Here is a 23,854-nt window from a genome sequence, read left to right as displayed (position 1 = left end):
TCCGGGGGGACGGGAAGTCCCCCCGGCACGTCGCGGGACGCAGACGGCCCGACGGTCAGGCGTCGCGGTCCCATCCGCTGATGGCCTTGCTGTCCATGAACTCCTCCAGCCCCATCACGCCGCCTTCGCGCGCCCGGCCGGATTTCTTGACCCCGCCGAAGGCCGATCCGGCCCCGCGCGATTCGCCGTTCATCTCGACCATGCCCGCCCGCAGCTGCCGCGCCACGCGGTTGCGGCGTGCGCCGTCCTGGCTCTGGACATAGTTCGTCAGCCCGTAGGGCGTCTCATTGGCGATGGCCACGGCCTCCTCCTCGCTGTCGAAGGGGATGATTGACAGAACCGGGCCAAAGATCTCCTGCTGCGCGACTGTCATGTCGTTCGACACATCCGCAAAGACCGTCGGCCGCACGAAATAGCCGCGGTTCACCCCCTCCGGCAGGCCCGGCCCGCCGGCGACCAGCCGCGCGCCCTCGTCGATGCCGGCCTGGATCAGGCCTTGGATCTTATCCCATTGCTGGCGGCTGACCACCGGGCCGATATGCTTGCCCGGCTGATGGGCCGTCGCCACGGCGGTCTCCTCGGCCACCTTGGCCGCGACCTCGACCGCGCGATCATAGACCGAGCGTTCGACCAGCATCCGCGTCGGGGCGTTGCAGGACTGCCCGCTGTTGTAGAAGCAGTGCCGCGCCCCCCGCACCACGGCCTTGTCGTCGGCATCAGCAAAGACGATGTTGGCGCCCTTGCCACCCAGCTCCAGAACGACCTTCTTCAGGCTGTCGGCCGCGGCCTTGCTGATCGCTATCCCGGCGCGCGTAGAACCGGTGAAGCTGATCATCTCGACATCCGGATGCACCGACAGCTGGCTGCCGACCCCCGCCCCGTCGCCGTTCACCAGGTTGAAGACGCCCGCTGGCACGCCCGCCTCATCCAGCACCTCGGCAAAGACCATCGACGACAAAGGCGCGATCTCGGAGGGCTTCAGCACGCAGGTATCCCCCGCCAGCAGCGCCGGGATCACCTTCAGCGTCACCTGGTTCATCGGCCAGTTCCAGGGCGTGATCAGGCCCACCACGCCCACCGGCTCCCACGCGACCATGCTGGTCGGCGCATGCGCCCCCAAGGGCCGCACGAACTGGAACTCCCTGAAGGCGGTGATGAAATTGCGGGTGTGCCAGGCCCCGGACTCGGCCTGGTCGGCCAAGGACATGTCCTCGGGCGCGCCCATCTCCAGGCTGATCGCGCGGGCGATGTCGGGCATGCGCCGCTCATAGATCGCCAGGATGCGCTCGACCACGGCCAAGCGTTCGGCGGGCGGCGTCGCGGCCCAGGCCGGAAAGGCACGCTTGGCCGCGGCCACCGCGGCATCGGTATCCGCCTGATCGCCGATCGAGATGAACGCGACCGCATCCTCGGTCGACGGGTCGATCACCTCCAGGTCGCGTGCCTGCACGGGGTCCACCCAGGCTCCGTCGATATAGAATTTCCGCTGGTCCAGCATCTGGTCCTCCTGACTGGCGTTCGGGCAAAGCCTGTCACCCCGCAGGCCGCGCCGCAACCCCGGCCGCATGGCGCCCCCACTGGCATTCCGCGCCGCGGCGCTTATCTATGGGGCGACGCAACCAACCGGAAAAGGAGCGCCCATGTCCCTGCGCATCAATGACACGGCCCCCGACTTCACCGCCAATTCGACCGAAGGGCAGATCCGCTTCCACGACTGGATCGGCGACAGCTATGCCATCGTCTTCAGCCATCCGCGCGACTTCACCCCGGTCTGCACCACAGAATTCGGCGCCGTGGCGCAATTGGCTCCCGAATTCGAAAAGCGCAACACCAAGGTGCTGGGCGTGTCCGTGGACAGCGTGGACGACCATGAGAAATGGAAGGCCGATATCGGCAAGGTCGCCGGCGTTCCTGCGAACTTCGCCATCATCGACGACAGCGACCTGGGCGTCGCCAAGGCCTATGACATGCTGCCGGCCGAATACTACCTGCCGACCGAAGGCCGCACGCCCGCCCATTCCGCGACCGTGCGCACCGTCTTCATCATCGGGCCGGACAAGAAGGTCCGCCTGACCATGACCTATCCCATGTCCGTGGGGCGCAATTTTGCCGAGATCCTGCGCGCGCTGGACGCGGTGCAGAAGACCGACGGCGTGCCGATCGCCACGCCCGCCAACTGGGTGCCCGGTCAGGACGTGATCGTGGCCCTGTCCCTGGACGATGCCTCGGCCGAGGCGAAATACGGCCCCCTGGACATCAAGCTGCCCTATCTGCGCTATGCCAAGGACCCGGCCTGATCACGGCCAACCGTAATGATCCAGCAGGGCGGCGATGGCACGGTCATTGCCGCCCTGCCCTGCGGCGGGGCGGTTCACGGCGCGCAGGCTGACGGCCTGACTGCCCTGCCATTCCAGAGTGCGCGCGCGCCCGCCGGTCTTGGCGGGCCGCGACCCGGCCAGCCGGTGCATCCAGTACAGCCAGATGTCATCCGCCCCCGGCGCCAGCCGCATGAACAGGTCGTCCCGCGTCACGTCCGCATGGAAGACGCCGGGCGCATAGATCACCCCCGACACGCCGGTCGGAAAGACCAGCGGCCCGACCTCGGGCGCGTCGATATTGTGGGTCCAGCCCTCATATCCCGCGGGTCCCGCCCCCGCCATCACCACGCGATGCGCGCGCAGGCAGGCGACGCCCGACCCCGCCACGGCCACCAGCCGCTCCAGCCAGTCGGCGGGATAATAGAGGTCGTCATCCGCCGTCGCGATATAGGCCTCGGGATGCGCCATCAGCGTCGGCACGATCTTCTTGTAGGATCGCCAGTCGGGACAGATGCGGATCTCCAGCCCCGCCATCGCCGCGACCTCCGGCGGCAGGCGGTGCTGATCGCCCTCGGCCAACCACAGGATCACGCGGTCGGGCTGCACCGTCTGCCGCGTCAGCGCGCGCAGCGTCGGCGCCAGCGTGGCAAAGCGCGCCGCGTGGCTGGTCAGCGACACGATCAGCGGGCCGGGCAACCCGTGCGGACGGCCCGGACGGTCGGGGCGCGCGGCGATCTCGGCCAGGGCGCGGGCCTGGCGGCGGCGCTGCTTGAACCGGCGGAAGGCCTCGGAGATCACGGGTTTTCCCACGCGCGGCGCAGCCAGCCGATATCGCCGATGCGGCGGTACCATTTGTGCCCGCGTCCGGCAAAGACGTCCTCCATCTTGGGCGCGCCCGCGAATAGCACGATCCTCGCCCCCTCGGGCAGGGAGGGGGCGCGCAGATAGCTGGCCAGGTTACGCGGCACGCAGTCGTTCTTGAAGCTGACGCACCAGCCCTTGGGCCAGTAATGCAGGTTCCCGTGGGCGGCCAGCTGCGCCGACTGGAACTGCTGGCTGATCTCATAGTCCCGGGTGGCCGCCGCCGGATCGGCCAGATAGGCGTCCAGGACATAGGCATGTTCGCCGATCCGGTACCGGAACACGCTGGAATTGCCGACGCTGTGAAGGAAGCGGTCACGATCCGGGTTGACCTTGCGCAGGGGCTTTGCCCGGAACAGGTCATCGTCGCGGATGATGAAGAAATCGCCCGGCAGATCAAAGAACGGCCCCAGATCGTCCACCACCACCAGGTCGATGTCCAGAAACAGCGCCGTCCCCGACAGCCCCCCCAGATCGCGCCGGAACAGCGCCAGCTTGCGCCAGCGCGTGTCGGAATGCCCCTGGGGCAGACCCAGTTCGGGCAACGGCATCGCCTCGACCTGCGGATCAAGGCCTGCTGCGTCGTCGGTGAAGCAGATGAACCGATGCGGGCGGTCCAGATGCCGCCGCACCTGCGCCGCCAGACGGTTCACGTCGGCACTGCTGTACAGCGTGCCCCATTTCATCGTCAGGATCAGCAGGGGTTCGGTCATTGGCCTAAGTCGGCAAACGTGTCGAGAATTTCAGCATATAAACTTCCCCGGGGAACTTGACCATTATACCTCTCCGCCAAAGTTTTACGAATTCTGCTACCCCACAAATGAAGACAAATGGTTTCACTCGGAAAATCGTTCAGCTGCCACCGGCCGGGCTCAAGAAACTGATCGTGGTCGTGAACTCCGATAGGATAGAACACGTTTTTTGGAAGTGCGTTATGCAACTCGGAATTTTGCGCAAGGAACATTGTCAAAGCCTTCGGTCCAGTACTACCCCATGCCCAGCTTTCTATAGGATAACCACGACCTAATGTTCGCACCCAATATTTAATACGCCTCGCGCCTTGAATGTGAGGCGGCACTCCGCGACTTTCGGATGTGAAACTTAGCAGTTGCTTTAATGTAGGAGAGCTATGCGGCAATCTTAGGACAGCGTTGTTTACTGAAGATGAGGTTTCGAACCCCATCAGGTAGTCAGCGTGCGGCACCGGTCGGACGGCAACGATATCCAGGTCGACCCAAGCAGCGTCTGTCATATTTAGCATTGCGTAGCGAAATAGATTTGCATGCAGAGCTGGGCTTGGTTTTCGCTTATCACGATAGAGCAAAATGCGATCTGCAGGCATTATCTCAGATGCGTCCCGCAACCGAATACCATGGGGCGCATTTTTAATCGGAGTATAGCTATAGAGCGTTACGTCATGTCCGAGCCGCATCATGGAATTCAGACTGGCGCGTTCCATCGCCCCCAAATTTCCACCAATCCACAACGTGCTTAGATCTTGCAAGATGGAATTTCCTTTAGAGGCGCAAAAAGCGGCCGGCCTTTTCTGGCCGGCCGCCTGCCTTAATACAATTCAGCCTTCGGCCGACTGCTCCTGCTTTTCCTCGATCTCGGCCCCGGTCTCCTGATCGACCATCTTCATGCCAAGGCGGACCTTGCCACGGTCGTCAAAGCCCAGCAGCTTGACGCGGACCTCCTGGCCCTCTTTCAGGATCTCATTGGGGTGACCCAGACGGCGGTTGGCGATCTGGCTGACATGCACCAGCCCGTCCCGCTTGCCGAAGAAGTTCACGAAGGCGCCGAAGTCGACCAGCTTGACGACCTTGCCGGTATAGACCTTGCCCTCTTCCGGCTCGGCCACGATCGAATAGATCATGTCATAGGCCTTCTTGATCGAATCGGCGTTGGCCGACGCGATCTTGATGATGCCGTCGTCGTTGATGTCGACCTTGGCACCCGAAACCTCGACGATCTCGCGGATGACCTTGCCGCCCGAACCGATCACTTCGCGGATCTTGTCGGTCGGAATCTGCATCGTCTCGATGCGCGGCGCATGGGCGCTGAACTCGGTCCGGCCTGCGGTCAGGGCGTTGGCCATTTCCGACAGGATGTGCAGACGACCGTCCTTGGCCTGGGCCAGGGCCTGCTCCATGATCTCGGGCGTGATGCCCGCGACCTTGATGTCCATCTGCAGCGACGTGATCCCGTTCTCGGTCCCCGCCACCTTGAAGTCCATGTCGCCCAGGTGGTCTTCGTCACCCAGGATGTCGGTCAGCACGGCAAAGCGGCCGTCCTCTTCCAGGATCAGGCCCATCGCCACGCCCGCGACCGGCGCCTTGAGCGGCACGCCCGCATCCATCATCGACAGCGAACCGCCGCAGACCGACGCCATCGACGACGATCCGTTCGATTCTGTGATCTCGGACACGACGCGGATGGTGTAGGGGAAGTCCGTCGCCGCGGGCAGAACCGCCTGCAGCGCACGCCATGCCAGCTTGCCGTGGCCGATTTCGCGACGGCCGGGGCTGCCCACGCGACCAACCTCGCCGACCGAATAGGGCGGGAAGTTGTAGTGCAGCAGGAAGTTCGAGCGCGAGTTTCCGTGCAGCGCGTCGATGATCTGTTCGTCATCGCCGGTGCCCAGGGTCGTCACGACCAGCGCCTGCGTCTCGCCCCGCGTGAACAGCGACGATCCGTGGGTGCGCGGCAGGATGCCGACCTGGCTGACGATCGGACGAACGGTCTTGGTGTCCCGGCCGTCGATGCGGGCGCCGCCGCTGATGATGTCGCCGCGCAGGATGCCCGATTCCAGCTTCTTCAGCGCCGAACCCAGGTTGGCATCGGCCAGCTCTTCCTCGGTCAGGGCGTCCTTGACCTTGGTCTTGGCGGCGGCGATGGCGTCCTGACGCTCGGACTTGTCGCGGATCGCGTAAGCCGCGCGCATGTCCGCCTCGCCCAGCGACTTCACGCGGTTGTAGAGCGCGCTGTAGTCGGGCGACTGGAAGTCGAACGGCTCCTTGGCGGCATCCTCGGCCAGGTCGATGATCAGGTCGATCACCGGCTTGATCGCGTCATGGCCGAACTTGACCGCGCCCAGCATCTCCTGCTCGGTCAGCTCATAGGCCTCGGATTCAACCATCATCACGGCGTCGGCGGTGCCGGCGATGACCAGGTCCAGGCGCTGTTCGGGGTTGTTGCGCAGGCCGTCCATGTCCTGAACCTCGGGGTTCAGCACGTATTCGCCGTTCGAGAAGCCGACGCGGGCGCCTGCGATCGGGCCCATGAAGGGCACGCCCGAGATGGTCAGTGCGGCGCTGGCCGCGATCATCGCGACGATGTCGGGATCGTTGACCAGGTCGTGGCTCAGCACGGTGCACATCACCAGCACTTCATGCTTGAAGCCGGGGGCGAACAGCGGGCGGATCGGACGGTCGATCAGGCGCGCGGTCAGCGTCTCCTTTTCGGACGGACGCGCCTCGCGCTTGAAGAAGCCGCCCGGGACCTTGCCGGCGGCATAGTATTTTTCCTGGTAATGCACCGTCAGCGGAAAGAAGTCCTGTCCGGGCTTCGGCGCCTTTGCGAAGGTGACGTTGGCCATGACGCTGGTCTCGCCCAAAGTGGCGATGACGCTGCCGTCGGCCTGACGGGCAACCTTGCCCGTTTCCAGCGTCAGGGTTTCCTGGCCCCACTGGATCGATTTCTTCACTTCATCAAACATCTGATTTCCTCAAAGGGTGCTCCGGCCCTCCGGCCACCCATGTCATGTATCGCGGCCCCATTGCCGCCGCCCCTATCCTTTGCATGTGCCCCGGGGCAGGACCTCACGTCACAGATGACAGGGGCCATACAGGAAAACGCCGGATTTGGGAAGGGCGGCGACGGATGCGCCAAAGGCGGCCGGACCACGGTGCGGCCGCCCGTTTCCGGCCCGCCGACCGGGCGGTCGCGTCAGGCGGCGACCGGCACGCGGCGATCGGCCACCGGGGCGGCGGCGGCCGAAACCGGGGCCGCCGCCTCTGGCGCGCGGAACAGGTCGCGCAGTTCGGCATAACCCGTTCTGGCGAGGTTCAGCAGGCGGTCGCGCTGCAGCTGGCTTTCGGCAAAGCTGCGCGCCTGCGCCTCCTCACCCAGACGCGGCTCCTCGGATTTGACGGCATCGGGTACGGCATCCGCGACAGGGGCGGCCTCGCCCAGCGGCGCGGGGCGCGGGGCGGCGGGGGCTGCCGCGGGCGTCGCATCGGCGGCAGGCTCCGTCCGGGCCACCTGGCTGCCTTCGGCGGCGCGTGCCATCGCGTCGGGATCATAGCCGGCCTCGGCGTCCGGCGCCGGTTCCGGTTGCACCGCCACGGGCTGCTCCTCGGCCGGGACGGGCTGGGTTTGCTGCGCCGGGGCAGTTTCCTGCGGTTGCTGCGGCGGGGGGCTGCTGGGTGCCGGGGCGGTGTTCGTACGCCAGCCACTGGTCAGGCCACTGATCAACATGTCAACTCTCCTACGATGATGGCGGGCTGTTAACGTTTCAGTCACCACGCGATCCAGAAGAGGGTCCTGAAAGTTTTAGCGATTGCCCGGACGCGGCAAAGCCCCGCGATTGCCGGGCATGCAGGCTGTTTTCGACAGCATATTGATTTGACTTTGATTCTTTCCGGGTGGCTGCGTAGGCGGCACCACCGGGCCGTTCGGGGATCGCCAAGCGACCTGCCCTTAAGGACAGCCGCCGCCCGCAATGCAAAACGCCCGCGACAGGGTCGCGGGCGCCAAGGAAATGCGTGGTGCCGGTCTTAGCGACGCAGGCCCAGCTTGCCGATTAGGGCGGTGTAACGCGCCTCCTCCTTCTTCTTCAGATAGTCCAGCAGCTTGCGGCGCTGTGCGACCATCATCAGCAGACCACGACGCGAGTGGTTGTCTTTCTTATGCGACTTGAAGTGCTCGGTCAGGGTGGCGATGCGCGAGGACAGGATCGCGATCTGCACTTCCGGCGAACCGGTGTCGCCTTCCTTGGTGCCGAACTCTGCGATGACGCGGGCTTTTTCTTCGACGGTGATCGACATCGGGATCTCCTTTCGGATGAAGGGTGAGGGCACAGGCCGGGATGTCGTCCAGCAAGGTCCATGAAACACCGCACGGACCGAATGTCCGGCGGATGCGCGCGTTTAGCCCATCAGGGGCGAAAAGGAAAGTCCGTTCAGCCGCCGATGGCCACGATGCGAATGTCGCCCAGGCGCAGGGCCTCGGGGTTCAGCAGGCGCCCCACGGCCTGGCCGTTCACCTCCAGCAGCGTGCTGCCATCCGCGTCCTCGCGCAGCGACAGCTGCACGTCGCGCGCGACCTGCGCATCCAGATGCAGAACCAACTGGTCGTGATCGCCGTGGAAATCGGCCAGCGTCGGAAAGCCCTCCTGGACCTGGCGCAGCAAGAAGGTGTCGTCGCCCGCGTTGCCCGACGCAAAGTCATGCGCGCCGGGCATCAGCGTGTCGTTGCCGTCCCCGCCGTTCATCCAGACGGTTTCAGGGCCGTCATGGCCGATCAGCACGTCGTCGCCCGCGCCTCCGTCCAGATCATCCGTGCCGCCGGTCGAGACCAGCAGGTCGTTACCCTCATGCCCGGCCAGGACGTCGTCGCCCTCGCCTCCGAACAGCGAATCATCGCCCTCGCCGCCCATCAGGGTGTCGTCGCCATCCTCTCCGAACAGCATGTCATTGCCGCCCTGACCGGCCAGCAGGTCGTCGCCCTCGCCACCATAGATCAGGTCGTCGCCGCCAGGCCCATAGACCGCGTCGCCTTGGACCCAGTCATCGCCGGCCCCCGCCTCGATCGTGTCGGCGCCCAGGCCGCCCCGCAGGTCGTCCGCGCCGCCCTGCCCGCGAATCAGATCGTCGCCGGGCGTCCCCATCAGGAAATCAAGCCCCTCCGATCCGTCGATCACCGATTCGTCCGGCGCGGCCGGCACCTCGGGCTCCGGTTCGGGCTCGGGCTGCGGCTGGGGTTCGGGCATGGTGGGGGGCAGGCTCTCGCCCTCTTCCTCATCGGGGACAGGGGTGTCGTCGTCGTCATGCTCGGCATGCCGACTGGTCAGCGCGCTGACATCGACCATCATCCCGGCCATCAGCACGCCCAGAATCCCGCCCAGAATGATCATCGACCCAGACCCCGTTCGCGACCGGCCCCATGCCGATGCCCCGATACTAACGCGCCATGGCCCGGCATCGTACGGAAAAGTTGATAAAACCTTAATGCGGGTTGGCGGCCCGGCATGAAAAAACCCGCCCTGTGAGGGGCGGGTGGTACTGTCGTTTCCGCGTGACCTGCCGGATGATCCGGCCAGGACCCGACCGATCAGCCTTGGCGGGCCTTGAAGCGGCGGTTGGTCTTGTTGATCACGTAGATGCGGCCCTTGCGGCGCACGACCTGGCAGTCGCGGTGCCGGCTCTTGAGCGAGCGGAGCGAGTTGCGAACCTTCATCGGTTTTCTCCATCGTCGCGGCGCGTCGCAGCCGCATTGGAAAACGAAATGCCCCCGGTTTTGGCCGGGGGCGGCGAAATAATGGTGGGCGGTACTGGGATCGAACCAGTGGCCACTACGATGTCAACGTAGTGCTCTACCGCTGAGCTAACCGCCCGTTCCTTGGTGATTCCATCATGTTTCCTTGCGAAAACCCGGTGCAATCCCCTCGGTCCGCAGGTCTTTAACCGAGGTGTCTGGGGTATTCAAGGCCTATCGGTGGGCAATTTTTCAGGTTTATATGCAATGACGCGCCGGATGCCGAGGTCTGCCTTGTCCCAGCCTGATCTGCCCTATGTCGTGACCCGCCCCCGCCACTGGCTTTCGGGGGTGATCTTCGCGTCCCCGCATTCGGGCCATGACTATCCCGACTGGTTCCTGCAAGGCACCCGCCTGCCCATCCAGACCCTGCGATCGTCCGAGGACGCCTTCATCGATCGCCTGATCGCGCCCGCCACGGCCTTCGGCGCGGTCACGCTGGCCGCGCGCATCCCGCGCTGCATCGTGGACCTCAACCGCGGCGCGGACGAGATCGACCCCCTGGTCGTGCGCGGCGTGCCGCGCCACCCGCTGAACCAGCGCACCCTGGCCGGGCTGGGGGTGATTCCCCGCGTGGTCAGCCAGGGCCGGGTGATTCACGACCGCCAGATCGACCGGGCCGAGGCCGACCGCCGGATCGACGCCTGCTGGCGCCCCTATCACGCGGCGCTGGCCGGGCTGATCGCGCAGGCCCGCGCCCGATTCGGGCAGGCGATCCTGATCGACATGCACTCCATGCCCCATGATGCGCTGTCGCATCTGCAGGGGACGCGGCCCGACATGGTGCTGGGCAACCGTCACGGCCTGTCGGCGGCGGCGCGCATCTCGGACGCGGTCAGCGCCGCGGTCGAGGCCGAGGGTTGGACCCTGCGCCGCAATGCCCCCTTCTCGGGGGCCTACATCTGCTCGGCCTATGGCCGCCCCGCCCAGAACGTCCATGTCGTGCAGCTGGAGATCGACCGCTCGCTCTACATGGACGAGGCGACGATCACCCCCCGCCCCGATTTCGACGACTTCGCGGCGCGAATCGCCCGGGTGATCGGCCGCCTGTCCGGCCTGGGCCAGGATCAGTCGGGCGGGCGCGTCGCCGCGGAATGACCGCTGCGGCCTTCAACGGTGCCAAGCTGCTGCTGACCCATGGCGACCGGCTGCTGACGTGCCTGCGCGACGATCGCCCCGACATTCCCTTTCCGGCGCATTGGGACCTGCCCGGCGGCGGCCGCGAAGGACAGGAGGCGCCCGTCCAATGCGCCCTGCGCGAGCTGGACGAGGAGTTCGGGCTGCACCTGTCCCCGCAGGCGCTGACCGGTCGGGCGTTTCCGTCGCATTCCGCACCCGGACTGATGTCCTGGCTGTTCGCGGGGCAGATCAGCGCGGCCCAGATCGCCGCGATCCGGTTCGGGAACGAAGGTCAGGGGTGGTGCATGATGCCGGTGGCTGACTATCTGACCCATCCGCGCGCGATCCCGCATTTCTGCCGCTGGATCACCGCGATGCGGCAATGACGGCGCGGGTCAGCGGGCGCAGGCTGTCGCCCTTGACCGCCCAACTGGTCGCAAAGGCGAAGGTGGCCGCCGTCTCCAGCCAGAAGACAGGACGCAGGCGCGCTAGCGTATCGTCCAGGCCCGTCGCGAACAGCAGCCCGATCAGGCCGATGCTGACGATGATCGTCCAGCCGCAGATGCGATAGATGCGGTTCGACGCGGCCTTTTCCGGCCCGTCCACGGTGCCTTTGACGAACAGCACCAGGCAGAACACCGCCAGCGCGGCAAAGAACAGCCCCGCCGCGACGACATGGATCAGCGCCGACAGGCCCGGACCCGCGATGCATTCCAGCGCGGTGCAGGGCCCGTCCGGCCCGTCGGTGGGCACCAGGGCCACCAGTGCGATGGAGACCGCCGCCAGCCGCGCCATGACCTTGTCGGTGATCCATTCGCCCGCATCGGGGCGGAACCCCTCATAGCTCCACAGGAACACGGCCTGCGCGATCAGCGTGCCGACGAAGACCTCGCGCATCGGAGAGTAATAGTAGGCCGAGATGCTGGTCCGCAGTGGCTCGGGCCACAGCATTGCATAGGCGATCAGCGCCAGCGGCAGGAAGAACCCCAGGGCGCCGATGGCGCGGCGCACCGCCAGGAAGGACAGGACCAGCTCGTTGCGGATCTTCTGCACGCTGCCGTCATCGTCCATCGCCACCCCCGCGTTTCGCGCCATGCTGGGACGCGGGGGCGCCGGGCGTCAAGCCAGTTCGGCCAGGATCGCCTGCGCCGCCGCGCGCGGATCGGCGGCCTGCCAGACCGGGCGGCCCACCACGATGTGGTCGACGCCTGCCGCGATGGCCGATGCGGGCGTCTCGACCCGCTTCTGGTCGCCCAGGGCGCTGCCCGCGGGGCGCACGCCCGGCGTCACGATCAGGCGCGACCCCGGCAGGGCGCGGATGTCGGCGGCCTCGCGCGGGGAGCAGATGATGCCGTCGGCCCCCGCCTCGAAGGCGCGGGCGGCGCGTTCCACGGTGATGTCGTGCAGATCACCTGCCTGCATCAGCCCCGCGTCCAGGTCGGCCCGGTCCAGCGAGGTCAGGATGGTCACGCCCAGGATCTTCAGGTTCGACCCTGCAGCCCCCTGCTTGGCCGCCGCCACCACATGCGGGTCGCCATGCACGGTCAGGAAGTCCAGGTCAAACTGCGCCAGGCCGCGCACCGCGGCCTCGACGGTCGCGCCGATGTCGAACAGCTTCATGTCCAGGAAGATGCGCTTGCCGTGCTCCTGCTTCAGCTCGTTGGCCAGGGCCAGGCCGCCGCCGGTCAGCATGCCCAGCCCGATCTTGTAGAAGCCCACGGCGTCGCCCAGGCGTCCCGCCAGGTCCAGCCCCGCCACGGCATTCGGCACGTCCAGCGCCACGATCAGCCGGTCATCCATCACGCATCCCCTTCTTTGTTCCGCGGGCCTTATGACATGCTTGAAACCACCCCGCGACCCCCCCAAATCTGATCCATCAGACCCGGACCGGGGCGTGCCGCAACAGGGCGCCACCAGCACGGGGGCTTTGCAAAAGGAGTACTGCCGATGAACATGGAAAAGTTCACGGAACGGTCGCGCGGCTTCCTGCAATCCGCCCAGACCATCGCGATCCGCGAGAATCAGCAGCGCGTGATGCCCGAGCATCTGCTGAAGGCGCTGATGGATGACGACCAGGGACTGGCCTCGAACCTGATCACCCGTGCGGGCGGCGACGCCAAGCGCGTGCGCGAGGCGGTGGATGCCGCCGTGGCGAAACAGCCCAAGGTCAGCGGGTCGGGCAGCGGTCAGGTCTATGTCGACCCCACGCTGGTCCGCGTGCTGGACGAGGCGGAGTCCGTGGCCAAGAAGGCCGGCGACAGCTTCGTGCCCGCCGAACGGGTGCTGATGGCGCTGGCCATGGTCAACACGAACGCCCGCGATGCGCTGGCTGGGGGTTCGGTCAACGCGCAGGCGCTGAACGCCGCGATCAACGACATCCGCAAGGGGCGCACCGCCGACACGGCATCCGCCGAGGACAGCTATGAGGCGTTGGAGAAATATGCCCGCGACCTGACGGCGGCGGCGCGCGACGGCAAGATCGACCCGATCATCGGCCGTGACGAGGAGATCCGCCGCGCCATGCAAGTCCTGTCGCGGCGCACCAAGAACAACCCCGTCCTGATCGGCGAACCCGGCGTCGGCAAGACCGCCATTGCCGAGGGCCTCGCGTTGCGCATCATCGACGGCGACGTGCCGGAATCCCTGCGCAACAAGCGGCTGATGGCGCTGGACATGGGCGCGCTGATTGCGGGCGCCAAATATCGCGGCGATTTCGAGGAGCGGCTGAAGTCGATCCTGAAGGAGATCGAGACCGCCGCAGGCGAGATCATCCTGTTCATCGACGAGCTGCACACGCTGGTCGGCGCGGGCAAGGGCGACGGCGCGATGGATGCCGCCAACCTGATCAAGCCGGCCCTGGCGCGGGGCGAGCTGCATTGCGTCGGCGCCACCACGCTTGACGAATACCGCAAGTATATCGAGAAGGACGCGGCCCTGGCCCGGCGCTTCCAGCCCGTGCTGGTCGAGGAGCCGACGGTCGAGGACACGATCAGCATCCTGCGCGGCATCAAGGAGAAGTATGAGCTGCACCACGGCGTGCGGATCAGCGACGCGGCTTTGGTCGCGGCGGCGACGCTGTCGCATCGCTACATCACCGACCGCTTCCTGCCCGACAAGGCCATCGACCTGATGGACGAGGCGGCCTCGCGCCTGCGCATGGAGGTCGACAGCAAGCCCGAGGAGCTGGACCAGTTGGATCGCCAGATCCTGCAGCTGCAGATCGAGGCCGAGGCGCTGAAGAAGGAGGACGACGCGGCATCGAAGGACCGGCTGGAACGGCTGGAGAAGGACCTGTCCGGCCTGCAGGAGCGCAGCGCCGAGATGACCGCCCGCTGGCAGGCGGAACGCGACAAGCTGCAGGGGTCTCGCGACCTCAAGGAGCAGCTGGACCGCGCCCGCGCCGACCTGGATCAGGCCAAGCGCGAGGGGAACCTGGCCCGCGCCGGAGAGCTGTCCTATGGCATCATCCCTGGGCTGGAGAAGCAGTTGGCCGAGGCCGAGCAGGGCGACGGTCTGATGGTTGAGGAGGCCGTCCGCCCCGAACAGATCGCCGAGGTCGTCGAACGCTGGACCGGCATCCCCACCGCCAAGATGCTGGAGGGCGAGCGCGACAAGCTGTTGAAGATGGAAGAGCAGATCGGCAAGCGCGTGATCGGCCAGCAGGAGGCCGTGACCGCGGTCAGCAATGCCGTCCGCCGCGCCCGCGCGGGCCTGAACGACGAGAACCGGCCGCTTGGCAGCTTCCTGTTCCTGGGGCCCACGGGCGTCGGCAAGACGGAACTGACCAAGGCGCTGGCCGAATACATGTTCGACGATGACAGCGCGATGGTCCGCATCGACATGTCCGAGTTCATGGAAAAGCATTCCGTGGCCCGGCTGATCGGCGCGCCTCCGGGCTATGTGGGTTACGACGAGGGCGGCGTGCTGACCGAGGCAGTGCGGCGCAGGCCCTATCAGGTGATCCTGTTCGACGAGGTCGAGAAGGCGCATCCGGATGTCTTCAACGTGCTGCTGCAGGTGCTGGACGACGGGGTGCTGACCGACGGCCAGGGCCGGACGGTGGACTTCAAGCAGACGCTGATCATCCTGACCTCGAACCTGGGCTCTCAGGCGCTGTCGCATCTGCCCGAGGAGGCGGATGCCTCGGACGCCCGCCATCAGGTGATGGAGGCGGTGCGCGGACATTTCCGCCCCGAATTCCTGAACCGCCTGGACGAGATCATCATCTTTCGCAGGCTCTCGCGGTCGAACATGGACGGGATCGTCACGGTGCAGATGGCGCGGCTGGAAAAGCGCCTGGCGGGTCGCAAGATCACGCTGGACATGGACGACGCCGCGCGGATGTGGCTGGCCGATCAGGGCTACGACCCGGTCTTCGGGGCGCGCCCGCTGAAGCGCGTGATCCAGCGCGCCCTGCAGGACCCGCTTGCGGAACTGCTGCTGTCCGGAGAGGTCATGGACGGGGCGACCATCCATGTCAGCGCCGGGCCGGACGGCCTGCTGGTCGGCAACCGCGTGGGCCAGGCGGGACCGCGGCTTGGCGCGATCGGCGAAGGCCCGCGCCCGCCGATCCACTAAGGAAGACGGCCCCCGGAGCGATCCGGGGGCCGTTTCCGTCAGGGCATCTCGGCCAGGAAGGCCTTGACCAGCGCCGCCGAATTGTCGGAGGCCAGCGACATGAAGACGCCCATCTCGTTCTCGCCCTCGCCGCCGCCGGCCAGGTCCGACAGCGAGCGGAAGGCGATGAACGGCACCTGGTTCGCCCAGGCCACCTGCGCCACGGCGGCCGATTCCATGTCGACCACCTGGGCCTCGAAGGTCGTGGACAGCCAGTCGCGCACCCCCGCATTGTCCATGAAGGACGACCCTGACACGCCGTTCCCGCCCACGCGGATCTGCGGCGCGGTGGTCAGGCAGTCGTTCTGGGCATTGCAGTCGGCCAGATCGGTCGCCTCGGCGACGCGGGCGGCGACCTCCAGCAGGGCCGGGTCGGCGGGAAACCAGAACCGCGTCTCGGGCTCGCCCCGGTCCGAGGCCACGGTCGTCTCGCGCGTATAGATCATGTCATAGTTCGGAAAGGGCGATTCCAGGAAGCTCGGCAGGGCGAAGCCGTCCTCGGTCCGGCGCGCCATGACCGTCTCCAGCCACTGGCCCCACTGGTCCGCCACGACCACGTCGCCGATGTTCAGCGCCGGATCGACCCCGCCCGCGATGCCGGAAAACACGATCGCCTCGATGTCGAACCGCTCCAGCGCCATCTGGGTGGTCATGGCCGCGTTGACCATCGACACGCCCGACAGGAACAGCACGACCTCCTGCCCCGACAGGGTGCCGGTGATGAACTCGGTGCCGTTGATGGTCTGGGTCTCGGCCCCCTCCAGATCGGCCTGCAGGCTGATCCATTCCGGCTCGAAGGCCGACATGACGGCGGTGCGGGGCGTGTCGTCCGGGGTCTGCGCGGCCAGGGGCGCGGCAGACAGCATCAGGGCAAGGGCGGGACGGATCATGGGGCGGGCCTTTCACGATGTGCAATTCCGCCCCCGGCTTACGCTGCGGCACCCGTGATGGCCAGTGCCGCCGCCCTGTCGCCGCGTCACGGCTTGCCCGTTGCCCAAGGCGCGGGCATCGTGACGCAAATCCAAGGGAGATCATCCATGCTGCCACCGATCCTGCAGGGCCTGCGCATTCCGGTCATAGCCTCGCCCATGTTCATCGTCTCGGGGCCCGACCTGGTCATCGCGCAGTGCAAGGCGGGCATCGTCGGCAGCTTTCCGGCGCTGAACGCCCGCGAAAAGGACGGCGAGCCGTCCATGCTGGACGCCTGGCTGACCCGGATCGAAGAGGAACTGGACCGTCACAACCAAGCGAACCCCGACCACCCCGCCGCGCCCTTCGCGGTCAACCAGATCGTGCATCGCAGCAATGCGCGGCTGGAGCGTGACATCGAGATCTGTCACCGCCACAAGGTGCCGATCTGGATCACCTCGCTTGGCGCGCGGGTCGAGGTGAACCAGGCCGCCCATGACTGCGGCGGGATCGCGCTGCATGACGTGATCAACAACATGTTCGCCAAGAAGGCCGTGGAAAAGGGCGCCGACGGGCTGATTGCGGTGGCGGCGGGCGCGGGTGGGCATGCCGGGCCGCAATCGCCCTTCGCGCTGATCCAGGAAATCCGCGACTGGTTCGACGGGCCGCTGCTGCTGTCGGGCTCGATCGCAACCGGGCGCGCGGTGCTGGCGGCGCAGGTGATGGGGGCTGATCTGGCCTATATCGGCAGCCCGTTCATCGCGACCGAGGAGGCGAACGCCCAGCCCGACTACAAGCAGATGATCGTGGACAGCACGGCGGCCGACATCGTGACCTCGTCGCTGTTCACGGGCGTGTCGGGCAACTATCTGGCGCCGTCGATCCGCAAGGCGGGGCTGGACCCGGACAATCTGGCGGGGGCGGATGCCAGCGCGATGAATTTCAGCGACGGATCGTCGAAGCCCAAGGCCTGGTCCACCATCTGGGGCGCGGGCCAGGGGATCGGCGCGGTGCGGGCGGTGGAACCGGCGGGCGCGCGCATCGACCGGCTGGCTGCGGAATATCAAGCCGCGAAAGAGGCCGTTTCGCGCCTGTGACCTTTGCGGATGGGCGGGATGCTTCCCATATAGGGGATCGAACCGTCCCATCCGTGGAGGACCAGATGGCCTATGAGAAAACCCCCGACGCGATCGCCCGGCTGACCCCGGAGCAGTATCGCGTCACCCAGGAGAACGGCACCGAGCGGGCCTTCACCGGCGAATACGACCACCATTTCGATGCGGGCATCTATGTCGATGTCGTCTCGGGAGAGCCGCTGTTCGTCAGCAGCACGAAATACAATTCCGGTTGCGGCTGGCCCGCCTTCACCAAGCCCATCGACGGCAACGTGACCGAGCATCGCGACACCACCCACGGCATGGTCCGGGTCGAGGTGCGGTCCAAGCACGGCGACAGCCATCTGGGCCACGTCTTCCCAGACGGTCCGCGCGATCAGGGCGGGCTGCGCTATTGCATCAATTCGGCGTCGCTGCGCTTTGTCCCCAAGGACCGGATGGAGGCCGAGGGTTACGGCGACTATCTGGCCCAGGTCGAGGAGGCGCATCATGGTTGAACGTGCGGTTCTGGCCGGTGGCTGCTTCTGGGGCATGCAGGACCTGATCCGGCGCATGCCGGGCGTGATCGCGACGCGCGTCGGTTATTCCGGCGGCGACGTGCCTAACGCGACCTATCGCAACCACGGCACCCATGCCGAGGCGATCGAGATCATGTTCGACCCCGACCTGATCAGTTATCGCCGGCTGCTGGAGTTCTTCTTCCAGATCCACGACCCGTCCACGCCGAACCGGCAGGGCAACGACATCGGGCCGGGCTATCGTTCCGCGATCTATTACGCGGACGAGGCACAGAAGCAGGTGGCGCTGGACACGATCGTGGATGTTGACGCATCCGGCATCTGGCCGGGACGCGTCGTGACCGAGGTCGAACCGGTGGGCGATTTCTGGGAGGCCGAGCCCGAGCACCAGGATTACCTGGAGCGGTTCCCCAACGGCTATACCTGCCATTTCCCGCGCCCTGATTGGGTCCTGCCCAAACGCGACGCGGCCGAGTGAGGCACGGGCGCCCCGGAACGCGGTTCCGGGGCGTTCTCTTGCGTCCCGCGACGGCCGGGGGGCTGCCGCCCCCCGGACCCCCCGCCCAAACGGTTCAGGCCCTGATCGGCTTGGGGACGGACGTTTTAGGAGCGGGGCGGCCTGACCCGGAACACCGCGCAGTAGAGCGCGGGCACGAAGACCAGCGTGACCAGCGTGCCGGCGATGATGCCGCCCATCATCGCATAGGCCATCGGCCCCCAGAACACCTGCCGCGAGATCGGGATCAGCGCCAGCGACGCCGCAGCCGCGGTCAGCAGAATGGGGCGCGCGCGACTGTCAGAGGCCTCGAACACAGCGTCCCACTGGCTGCGGCCCTTGTGCAGCAACTCCTGGATCTCATGGACCAGGATGACCGAGTTGCGGATCAGGATGCCGATCAGCGCCAGGATCCCCAGGATCGCCACGAAACCCATCGGCACGCCAAAGGGCACCAGTACCGCCACCACGCCGATCAGGCCAAGGGGGGCTGCGGCGATCACCACCAGCGACATCCGAAAGCTTTGCATCTGCGCCATGACCAGGACGGCCATGATCAGCAGCATCACCGGCACCACCGCGGCGATCGGCGCCTGGCTGTCGGCCGAGGTCTCGACGCTGCCGCCGACCTCGATGCGGACATCGGGGGGCAGGGTTTCCTGGTATTCGGCCACTTGCGCAGCCAGCGCCGTGACCAGGGTCGCGGGCTGGTCGGCGGTGCCGATGGCGGCCTTGACCGTGACGGTGGGCAGGCCGTTTCTCTGCATGATCAGCGGCTGTTCGGATCCGTATTCCAGCGTCACCAGCGCGGCCAGCGGCACGACCCGCCCGTCCGCCAGGTTCAGCTGCATGTTGCGGATCGAGGCCAGCGACTGGCGATCGTCGGCCACGCCGCGCGCGACCACGTCGATCAGGAAGATGTCGTCGCGCAGCTGCGTCACGCTGGTGCCGCTGAACAGGGCCGACAGGGCCTGGGCGATGTCTTGGCTGGTCACGCTGAGCCGGCGGGCCTGGTCCTGGTCCACGACCAGGCGGACCATGCGCGCGGGCTCGTTCCAGTCCAGCGCGATGTCGCGCAGGCGCGGCTCGGAGGCGATCAGCGTGGCAAGGCCCTGGGCAGCGTCGCGGGCAGCGTCGGTGTCGGGGCTGGTCACGCGGTACTGGACAGGCTTGCCCACGGGCGGGCCGATTTCCAGGTTCTTGACATAGATGTCGACGCCCGGAAATTCGGCGGCCGCCAGCGCGCTCAGCCGCGCCTTGACGCGGTCGCGCGCAGCCAGGTCGGGGGTCTGGATCACGATCTGGCCCATATGCGGCCCTGCCGTGGGCACGTCCATCGACAGCACGAAGCGCGGCGCCCCCTGCCCCACATAGGAGGTCCAGAACAGCACGTCGTCATCATCCGCTAGACTCGCCTCCAGCCGGTCCATGTCGGCGCGGGTCCGCGCGATCGAGGCGTTCTGGCGTTCCGTGATGTCGACCAGCACCTCGGTCCGGTCAGAGGTGGGGAAGAACTGCTGTTCCACGAAGCGCATCCCCCAGACCGATGTCGCAAAGATCGCCAGCGTCACCGCGATGGTCAGCCACTTGAACCGCATCGCCGCCCGCAGCAGGCCGTGGAAGGCGCGCCGCAACCGGCCCGGCCCCTTGTGGCCATGCCCCATGTCGGCCCGCAGGAAGGTGACCCCCAGCAGCGGCGCGAACAGCACCGCCACGATCCAGGACACGATCAGCGACACCGCGATCACCACGAACAGCGAGAAAGTGAACTCTCCCGCGGCAGAGCTGTTCAGACCGATGGGGATGAAGCCCGCGACCGTCACCAGCGTGCCGGTCAGCATCGGAAAGGCGATCGAGGTCCAGGCATAGCTGGCCGCATCGGTCAGCGATTCCCCGATCTCCAGCCTTGAGATCATCGTCTCGATGGCGATCATCGCATCGTCGACCAGCAGGCCAAGGGCGATGATCAGCGCGCCCAGAGAGATCCGCTGCAGCGTGATGCCGTAAAGGTCCAGGATCACGAAGGTGATCGCCAGGCACAGCGGGATGGTCAGCGTCACCACCAGCCCCGCGCGCAGGCCCAGGCTGATGAAGCTGACGACCAGGACGATGGCCACGGCCTCGGCCAGGGCCTTGACGAAATGGCCCACGGCGTCTTCGACCACATGCGGCTGGTCGGCGAACTTCGCCATCTCGATGCCGATGGGCAGGTCGGCGGCGATGCGGTCCATCAGCGCCTCCAGTTCGGCGCCGAATTCCAGGATGTTGCCGCCTTGGCGCATGCCGATCTGCAGCCCGATCGCAGGCTGGCCGTTGTGGCGGAACAGCGATGTCGGCGGGTCCTGATAGCCGCGTGTGACGGTAGCCACGTCGCCCAGATTGAAGAACCGCTCTCCGACGCGCAGGTTCACGGCCTCGATCGATTCCGCCCCGTCGAACTGGCCGCCGACGCGCACCAGGATGCGTTCGGGCCCGGCCTGGATCACGCCGGACGGCGCGATGGCATTCTGTTGGGCCAGGGTCTGGATCACCTGCGCCTGGTTCAGGCCCAGGGCCGCCAGCCGCGCGGCGGAGAACTCCAGGAACACCTGTTCATCCTGCACGCCCAGCAGCTCGGTCTTGCCGGCGGCGTCCAGGGCTGCGACCTGACGACGGATCGCCTCGACCCGGTCGCGCAGCTCGCGCGGCGTGAATCCGTCGGCGGTGAAGGCATAGATGTTGCCGAACACGTCGCCGAAATTGTCGTTGAACTGAAAGCCCGCGAATTCCTGGGGAAATTCGGGCCGGATGTCGCCCATCATCTGGCGGACCCGCTTCCACACCTCGGGGACGGCGGGGCCGCGGATGGTGGGGTCCAGCTCGACATAGACGACCGCCTGGCCGGGCGTCGTGACCGACCGGGTAAAGTCCAGCTCGTCCAGCTCCTCCAGCTTGGTCTCGATGCGGGTGGTGACCTGCTTCAGCGTCTCGTCGATGGTGGCGCCGGGAAGGGCCGCGCCGATGATCATCGTCTTGATCGTGAAGTCCGGGTCCTCCTCGCGGCCCAGGTTCAGATAGCTGATGGTGCCCGCGATCATCGACACGATCAGCAGGAACCACACGAAACTGCGATGCTTCAGTGCCCAGTCGGACAGGTTGAAGCGGGTCTTGGGGGTGCTCACGGCTCCAGCCTCCGGCCGACGGGCTGGCCGGGGGCCAGGGATTTCACGCCGCGGATCACGACCTCGTCGCCCGCGTCAAGGCCGTGGGTGATGGAGACGCGCCCGCGAAAGGGGGCCGCCGCCTGCACGGGGGCCTGTTCGACCCGCGCCCCCGCATCGTCCCGGATCACCCGCCAGACGAAGGGCATGCCCTCGGTCGCGACCAGCGCCTCGGCCGGCAGCGACAAAGACGGCGCGTCGACCGTGCCGAACCGCGCCCGCACCAGCGCGCCAAGGCGGAACGGCGCGCCCGGCGGCAGCGTCAGGTACAGCCGCCGCGTCCGAGTGGCGCTGTCGGCGATGGGGTCGACCCGGTCCAGCGTGGCGGCGATCTCGACCTGGGGGTCGCTGCGATGCCAGACGGTAAAATCGGCGCCCGGTGCCAGCCCGACCAGCGCCTGTTCGGGCAGGTCGATCACCACCTCGGGGGTGTCCTGGGCCGACAGCTGGATCACAGGCGCGCCCGCATCCACGACCGCGCCCGGCGCCTCATAGACGGCGCTGACCACACCGGCGAAAGGCGCGGTCATCTTGGCGAACCCTTCGGCATCCTCGGCCTGCAGCAGCTGCGAGCGGGCCTGCTCGACCGCGGCGGCGGCGGCGCTGGCCTCCTGCTGGGCCTGTTCCAGCTGGGCGTTCGACGCGACGTTACGCGCCGCCAGCGCCTGCGTGCGTTCCAGCGTCGCGCGCGCGGTGCGGTCCTGCACGTCCGCGGCATCGACGGCGGCGCGCGCGGCGCGGGTTGTCGCGGCCAGATCGTCCGTGGACAGCTGCGCCAGCAGATCGCCGGCCGCCACCTGATCGCCCAGATCGACGGGCCGCGCGATCATCCGACCCAGGGTCTGAAAGCCCAGCTGGACCTGGGTGCGCGCCTCGACCACGCCGGGGATCCAGCGCGCGTCTAGGCCGCGATCGTCCACGATCACGCTGACCACCGGGCGCGGCGGGGCCGCGGGCTTTTCGGCCTGACCGCCAAGGCCCAGCCAGTCGGGCAGCGACAGTGCCGCGGCCGGCCCGCAGGCCAGCGCAAGCACGCCGGCCAGGATCAGCGCCCTCATTGCACGCCCTCCGCGACCGGCTGGACCCGGCGGCCGGGATACAGCAGCTGCGCCCCGTCGCCCACGACCCGCTGTCCGTCGGACAGGCCCTCGGACACGAAGATCGTGCTGTCCGCAAAATGGTTGATGACCACCTTGGTCAGCGCCACGCGCCCGTCATCGTCGACCACCCAGACGGCCGGATCGTCGCCCGACCGCATCAGGGCGGTCCAAGGCACGACCACGCCCTTTTCCATCGCCATGCTCAGATGCCCGCGCACCGAGGCGCCCAGAAGGACGATCCCGGCATTGGGCGTCAGCAGCCGCGCGCGCACGGTCACCGTGCCGGTCTGCGGATCGACCAGGGGCGCGATCTCGGTCACGGTGCCGACCATGTTGGGACGGTCGACGTCCAGCGTCTCCATCCGTACGTCACGGCCCAGGATGTCGTGCAGCAGCGGGTCGTCGGGCGCGTGAAAGACGGCCTCCAGCCCCGACAGCGCGGCCAGCGTCAGCACCGGCTGCGCGGCGGCGACCACCTGGCCGGGGGCCACCGACTTGTCGGTCACCACGGCATCCTCGGGCGCCCGCAGCACGGCATCGTCGACGGCGCGCCGCGCCTGTTCGACCGCGGTTTCCGCGCGCTCCAGCGCCCCCTGGGTCTGGGACAGCGCCTGTTCGGCCTGATCGGCCGCCGCCCGCGTGCCGACCCCGCGCGCCAGCAGCGCATCGGCGCGGTCGCGGGCCTGACGGGCCTGGTCGCTGCCCGCGCGCGCGGCGGCCAAGCCCGCCAGCGCGACGTTCAGCGCCTGATCCTGCTGGACGGCGTTCAGCCGGGCCAAGGGCTGGCCCGCGACGACGCGGTCGCCCTCGGCCACCAGCACCTCGGTCACGCGGCCGCCCTGACGAAAGCCCAGCTCCAGCGTGTCGACGGCCTCGATCTCTCCGGACAGCTGCATGTCCAGGTCCAGAGGCTGGGTGCGGGCGGTCACGATGCGCACACGGATATCGTCGGGGGCGGCCTGGGCCGCCGCAAGCGCGGGAATCATCATGGCAAGGGCAAGGGGCAGCAGCTTGAACATCGGAACCGATCCACGACATCTGTGGCTCAATCTGTCGACGGTTTT

The 23,854-nt window shown here is 67.2% G+C and carries 22 protein-coding genes and 1 tRNA gene; 7 read left to right on the top strand and 16 right to left on the bottom strand.

Annotation, left to right across the window (positions count from 1 at the left end):
* Positions 1–55: 55 nt before the first annotated feature.
* Positions 56–1,498: an aldehyde dehydrogenase family protein gene (locus EOJ32_RS03410; protein ID WP_127897710.1), complete on the bottom strand. Its 1,443-nt coding sequence runs from the start codon at positions 1,496–1,498 to the stop codon at positions 56–58.
* A gap of 142 nt (positions 1,499–1,640) precedes the next feature.
* Here EOJ32_RS03410 and EOJ32_RS03405 point away from each other — a divergent pair, with 142 nt between their 5' ends.
* Positions 1,641–2,297: a peroxiredoxin gene (locus tag EOJ32_RS03405; protein ID WP_127897709.1), complete on the top strand. Its 657-nt coding sequence runs from the start codon at positions 1,641–1,643 to the stop codon at positions 2,295–2,297.
* Here EOJ32_RS03405 and EOJ32_RS03400 read toward each other — a convergent pair whose 3' ends face one another.
* The 9 genes from EOJ32_RS03400 to EOJ32_RS03360 all read right to left on the bottom strand — a co-directional run bounded on the left by EOJ32_RS03400 (position 2,298) and on the right by EOJ32_RS03360 (position 9,795).
* Positions 2,298–3,116, bottom strand: a complete 819-nt coding sequence (locus tag EOJ32_RS03400) for a glycosyltransferase family 2 protein (protein ID WP_127897708.1) — start codon at positions 3,114–3,116, stop codon at positions 2,298–2,300.
* A complete protein-coding gene (locus EOJ32_RS03395) occupies positions 3,113–3,892 on the bottom strand; it encodes a hypothetical protein (protein WP_127897707.1) in 780 nt (259 codons plus the stop codon). The genes EOJ32_RS03400 and EOJ32_RS03395 overlap by 4 nt, the downstream gene beginning before the upstream one ends.
* Positions 3,889–4,683, bottom strand: coding sequence for a hypothetical protein (locus tag EOJ32_RS03390; protein WP_127897706.1), 795 nt, complete (start codon positions 4,681–4,683; stop codon positions 3,889–3,891). Before EOJ32_RS03390 ends, EOJ32_RS03395 begins: the two co-directional genes overlap by 4 nt.
* 69 nt (positions 4,684–4,752) lie before the next feature.
* Positions 4,753–6,897, bottom strand: coding sequence for a polyribonucleotide nucleotidyltransferase (gene pnp / locus EOJ32_RS03385; RefSeq protein WP_045980999.1), 2,145 nt, complete (start codon positions 6,895–6,897; stop codon positions 4,753–4,755).
* Positions 6,898–7,127: 230 nt separating this feature from the next.
* Positions 7,128–7,658, bottom strand: a complete 531-nt coding sequence (locus tag EOJ32_RS03380; RefSeq protein WP_127897705.1) for a hypothetical protein — start codon at positions 7,656–7,658, stop codon at positions 7,128–7,130.
* 299 nt (positions 7,659–7,957) lie between these two features.
* Positions 7,958–8,227 (bottom strand): 30S ribosomal protein S15, encoded by a 270-nt coding sequence (gene rpsO, locus EOJ32_RS03375; RefSeq protein ID WP_045982834.1) that lies wholly within the window; start codon positions 8,225–8,227, stop codon positions 7,958–7,960.
* 134 nt (positions 8,228–8,361) lie between these two features.
* A complete protein-coding gene (locus tag EOJ32_RS20565) occupies positions 8,362–9,315 on the bottom strand; it encodes a calcium-binding protein (protein WP_280115184.1) in 954 nt (317 codons plus the stop codon).
* Between the two features lie 197 nt (positions 9,316–9,512).
* Entirely contained in the window at positions 9,513–9,638 is a 126-nt protein-coding gene (ykgO, locus tag EOJ32_RS03365; RefSeq protein WP_042245282.1) for a type B 50S ribosomal protein L36, read from the bottom strand.
* 82 nt (positions 9,639–9,720) lie between these two features.
* A tRNA-Val gene (locus tag EOJ32_RS03360) sits at positions 9,721–9,795 on the bottom strand.
* Between the two features lie 155 nt (positions 9,796–9,950).
* Here EOJ32_RS03360 and EOJ32_RS03355 point away from each other — a divergent pair.
* Both EOJ32_RS03355 and EOJ32_RS03350 read left to right on the top strand, forming a co-directional pair.
* Positions 9,951–10,814, top strand: a complete 864-nt coding sequence (locus tag EOJ32_RS03355) for an N-formylglutamate amidohydrolase (protein ID WP_232303332.1) — start codon at positions 9,951–9,953, stop codon at positions 10,812–10,814.
* Positions 10,811–11,221, top strand: coding sequence for an NUDIX hydrolase (locus tag EOJ32_RS03350; protein WP_127897704.1), 411 nt, complete (start codon positions 10,811–10,813; stop codon positions 11,219–11,221). Before EOJ32_RS03355 ends, EOJ32_RS03350 begins: the two co-directional genes overlap by 4 nt.
* On the opposite strand, the gene EOJ32_RS03345 is transcribed toward EOJ32_RS03350, so the two are convergent.
* Together EOJ32_RS03345 and pyrF are read right to left on the bottom strand one after the other, a co-directional pair.
* Entirely contained in the window at positions 11,202–11,906 is a 705-nt protein-coding gene (locus EOJ32_RS03345) for a DUF998 domain-containing protein (protein WP_164871388.1), read from the bottom strand. The two genes, EOJ32_RS03350 and EOJ32_RS03345, sit on opposite strands and share 20 nt — an antisense overlap.
* 48 nt (positions 11,907–11,954) lie before the next feature.
* Positions 11,955–12,635 (bottom strand): orotidine-5'-phosphate decarboxylase, encoded by a 681-nt coding sequence (gene pyrF, locus EOJ32_RS03340; RefSeq protein ID WP_045982831.1) that lies wholly within the window; start codon positions 12,633–12,635, stop codon positions 11,955–11,957.
* A gap of 147 nt (positions 12,636–12,782) precedes the next feature.
* On the opposite strand from pyrF, the gene clpB reads away from it, so the two are divergent.
* Positions 12,783–15,413, top strand: coding sequence for an ATP-dependent chaperone ClpB (gene clpB / locus EOJ32_RS03335; RefSeq protein ID WP_127897702.1), 2,631 nt, complete (start codon positions 12,783–12,785; stop codon positions 15,411–15,413).
* 38 nt (positions 15,414–15,451) lie between these two features.
* Here clpB and EOJ32_RS03330 read toward each other — a convergent pair whose 3' ends face one another.
* A complete protein-coding gene (locus tag EOJ32_RS03330; protein ID WP_127897701.1) occupies positions 15,452–16,342 on the bottom strand; it encodes a 5'-methylthioadenosine/S-adenosylhomocysteine nucleosidase in 891 nt (296 codons plus the stop codon).
* Between the two features lie 147 nt (positions 16,343–16,489).
* On the opposite strand from EOJ32_RS03330, the gene EOJ32_RS03325 reads away from it, so the two are divergent.
* From EOJ32_RS03325 to msrA, 3 genes are all read left to right on the top strand, one after another.
* Positions 16,490–17,458: a nitronate monooxygenase family protein gene (locus tag EOJ32_RS03325; RefSeq protein WP_127897700.1), complete on the top strand. Its 969-nt coding sequence runs from the start codon at positions 16,490–16,492 to the stop codon at positions 17,456–17,458.
* Between the two features lie 65 nt (positions 17,459–17,523).
* The gene (msrB, locus tag EOJ32_RS03320) at positions 17,524–17,973 is read left to right on the top strand and encodes a peptide-methionine (R)-S-oxide reductase MsrB (protein WP_045982827.1); all 450 of its coding nucleotides are present in this window, start codon (positions 17,524–17,526) and stop codon (positions 17,971–17,973) included.
* Entirely contained in the window at positions 17,966–18,472 is a 507-nt protein-coding gene (gene msrA, locus EOJ32_RS03315; RefSeq protein ID WP_127897699.1) for a peptide-methionine (S)-S-oxide reductase MsrA, read from the top strand. Before msrB ends, msrA begins: the two co-directional genes overlap by 8 nt.
* 125 nt (positions 18,473–18,597) lie before the next feature.
* On the opposite strand, the gene EOJ32_RS03310 is transcribed toward msrA, so the two are convergent.
* The 3 genes from EOJ32_RS03310 to EOJ32_RS03300 are packed head-to-tail and all read right to left on the bottom strand — an operon-like array spanning position 18,598 to position 23,809.
* Positions 18,598–21,651 carry an efflux RND transporter permease subunit gene (locus tag EOJ32_RS03310; RefSeq protein ID WP_127897698.1) on the bottom strand — a complete coding sequence of 1,018 codons (3,054 nt, stop codon included), beginning with the start codon at positions 21,649–21,651 and terminating at the stop codon, positions 18,598–18,600.
* Positions 21,648–22,748 (bottom strand): efflux RND transporter periplasmic adaptor subunit, encoded by a 1,101-nt coding sequence (locus EOJ32_RS03305; protein ID WP_127897697.1) that lies wholly within the window; start codon positions 22,746–22,748, stop codon positions 21,648–21,650. Before EOJ32_RS03305 ends, EOJ32_RS03310 begins: the two co-directional genes overlap by 4 nt.
* Complete coding sequence (locus EOJ32_RS03300) at positions 22,745–23,809, bottom strand: efflux RND transporter periplasmic adaptor subunit (RefSeq protein WP_127897696.1); 1,065 nt, start codon at positions 23,807–23,809, stop codon at positions 22,745–22,747. Before EOJ32_RS03300 ends, EOJ32_RS03305 begins: the two co-directional genes overlap by 4 nt.
* Positions 23,810–23,854: the final 45 nt, after the last annotated feature.

Origin of the sequence: Paracoccus sp. Arc7-R13, assembly GCF_004010775.1 — a bacterium.
Lineage (GTDB): Bacteria > Pseudomonadota > Alphaproteobacteria > Rhodobacterales > Rhodobacteraceae > Paracoccus > Paracoccus marcusii.
This window is presented reverse-complemented; position numbering and strand designations above follow the sequence as displayed.

Bases quoted from the DNA above. Each gene is read 5' to 3' on its own strand.
- EOJ32_RS03410 (WP_127897710.1), bottom strand. From the start codon at position 1,498: ATGCTGGACCAGCGGAAATTCTATATCGACGGAGCCTGGGTGGACCCC.
- EOJ32_RS03405 (WP_127897709.1), top strand. From the start codon at position 1,641: ATGTCCCTGCGCATCAATGACACGGCCCCCGACTTCACCGCCAATTCG.
- EOJ32_RS03395 (WP_127897707.1), bottom strand. From the start codon at position 3,892: ATGACCGAACCCCTGCTGATCCTGACGATGAAATGGGGCACGCTGTAC.
- pnp (WP_045980999.1), bottom strand. From the start codon at position 6,897: ATGTTTGATGAAGTGAAGAAATCGATCCAGTGGGGCCAGGAAACCCTG.
- EOJ32_RS03380 (WP_127897705.1), bottom strand. From the start codon at position 7,658: ATGTTGATCAGTGGCCTGACCAGTGGCTGGCGTACGAACACCGCCCCG.
- rpsO (WP_045982834.1), bottom strand. From the start codon at position 8,227: ATGTCGATCACCGTCGAAGAAAAAGCCCGCGTCATCGCAGAGTTCGGC.
- EOJ32_RS20565 (WP_280115184.1), bottom strand. From the start codon at position 9,315: ATGATCATTCTGGGCGGGATTCTGGGCGTGCTGATGGCCGGGATGATG.
- ykgO (WP_042245282.1), bottom strand. From the start codon at position 9,638: ATGAAGGTTCGCAACTCGCTCCGCTCGCTCAAGAGCCGGCACCGCGAC.
- EOJ32_RS03350 (WP_127897704.1), top strand. From the start codon at position 10,811: ATGACCGCTGCGGCCTTCAACGGTGCCAAGCTGCTGCTGACCCATGGC.
- EOJ32_RS03345 (WP_164871388.1), bottom strand. From the start codon at position 11,906: ATGGACGATGACGGCAGCGTGCAGAAGATCCGCAACGAGCTGGTCCTG.
- pyrF (WP_045982831.1), bottom strand. From the start codon at position 12,635: ATGGATGACCGGCTGATCGTGGCGCTGGACGTGCCGAATGCCGTGGCG.
- clpB (WP_127897702.1), top strand. From the start codon at position 12,783: ATGAACATGGAAAAGTTCACGGAACGGTCGCGCGGCTTCCTGCAATCC.
- EOJ32_RS03330 (WP_127897701.1), bottom strand. From the start codon at position 16,342: ATGATCCGTCCCGCCCTTGCCCTGATGCTGTCTGCCGCGCCCCTGGCC.
- EOJ32_RS03325 (WP_127897700.1), top strand. From the start codon at position 16,490: ATGCTGCCACCGATCCTGCAGGGCCTGCGCATTCCGGTCATAGCCTCG.
- msrB (WP_045982827.1), top strand. From the start codon at position 17,524: ATGGCCTATGAGAAAACCCCCGACGCGATCGCCCGGCTGACCCCGGAG.
- msrA (WP_127897699.1), top strand. From the start codon at position 17,966: ATGGTTGAACGTGCGGTTCTGGCCGGTGGCTGCTTCTGGGGCATGCAG.
- EOJ32_RS03305 (WP_127897697.1), bottom strand. From the start codon at position 22,748: ATGAGGGCGCTGATCCTGGCCGGCGTGCTTGCGCTGGCCTGCGGGCCG.
- EOJ32_RS03300 (WP_127897696.1), bottom strand. From the start codon at position 23,809: ATGTTCAAGCTGCTGCCCCTTGCCCTTGCCATGATGATTCCCGCGCTT.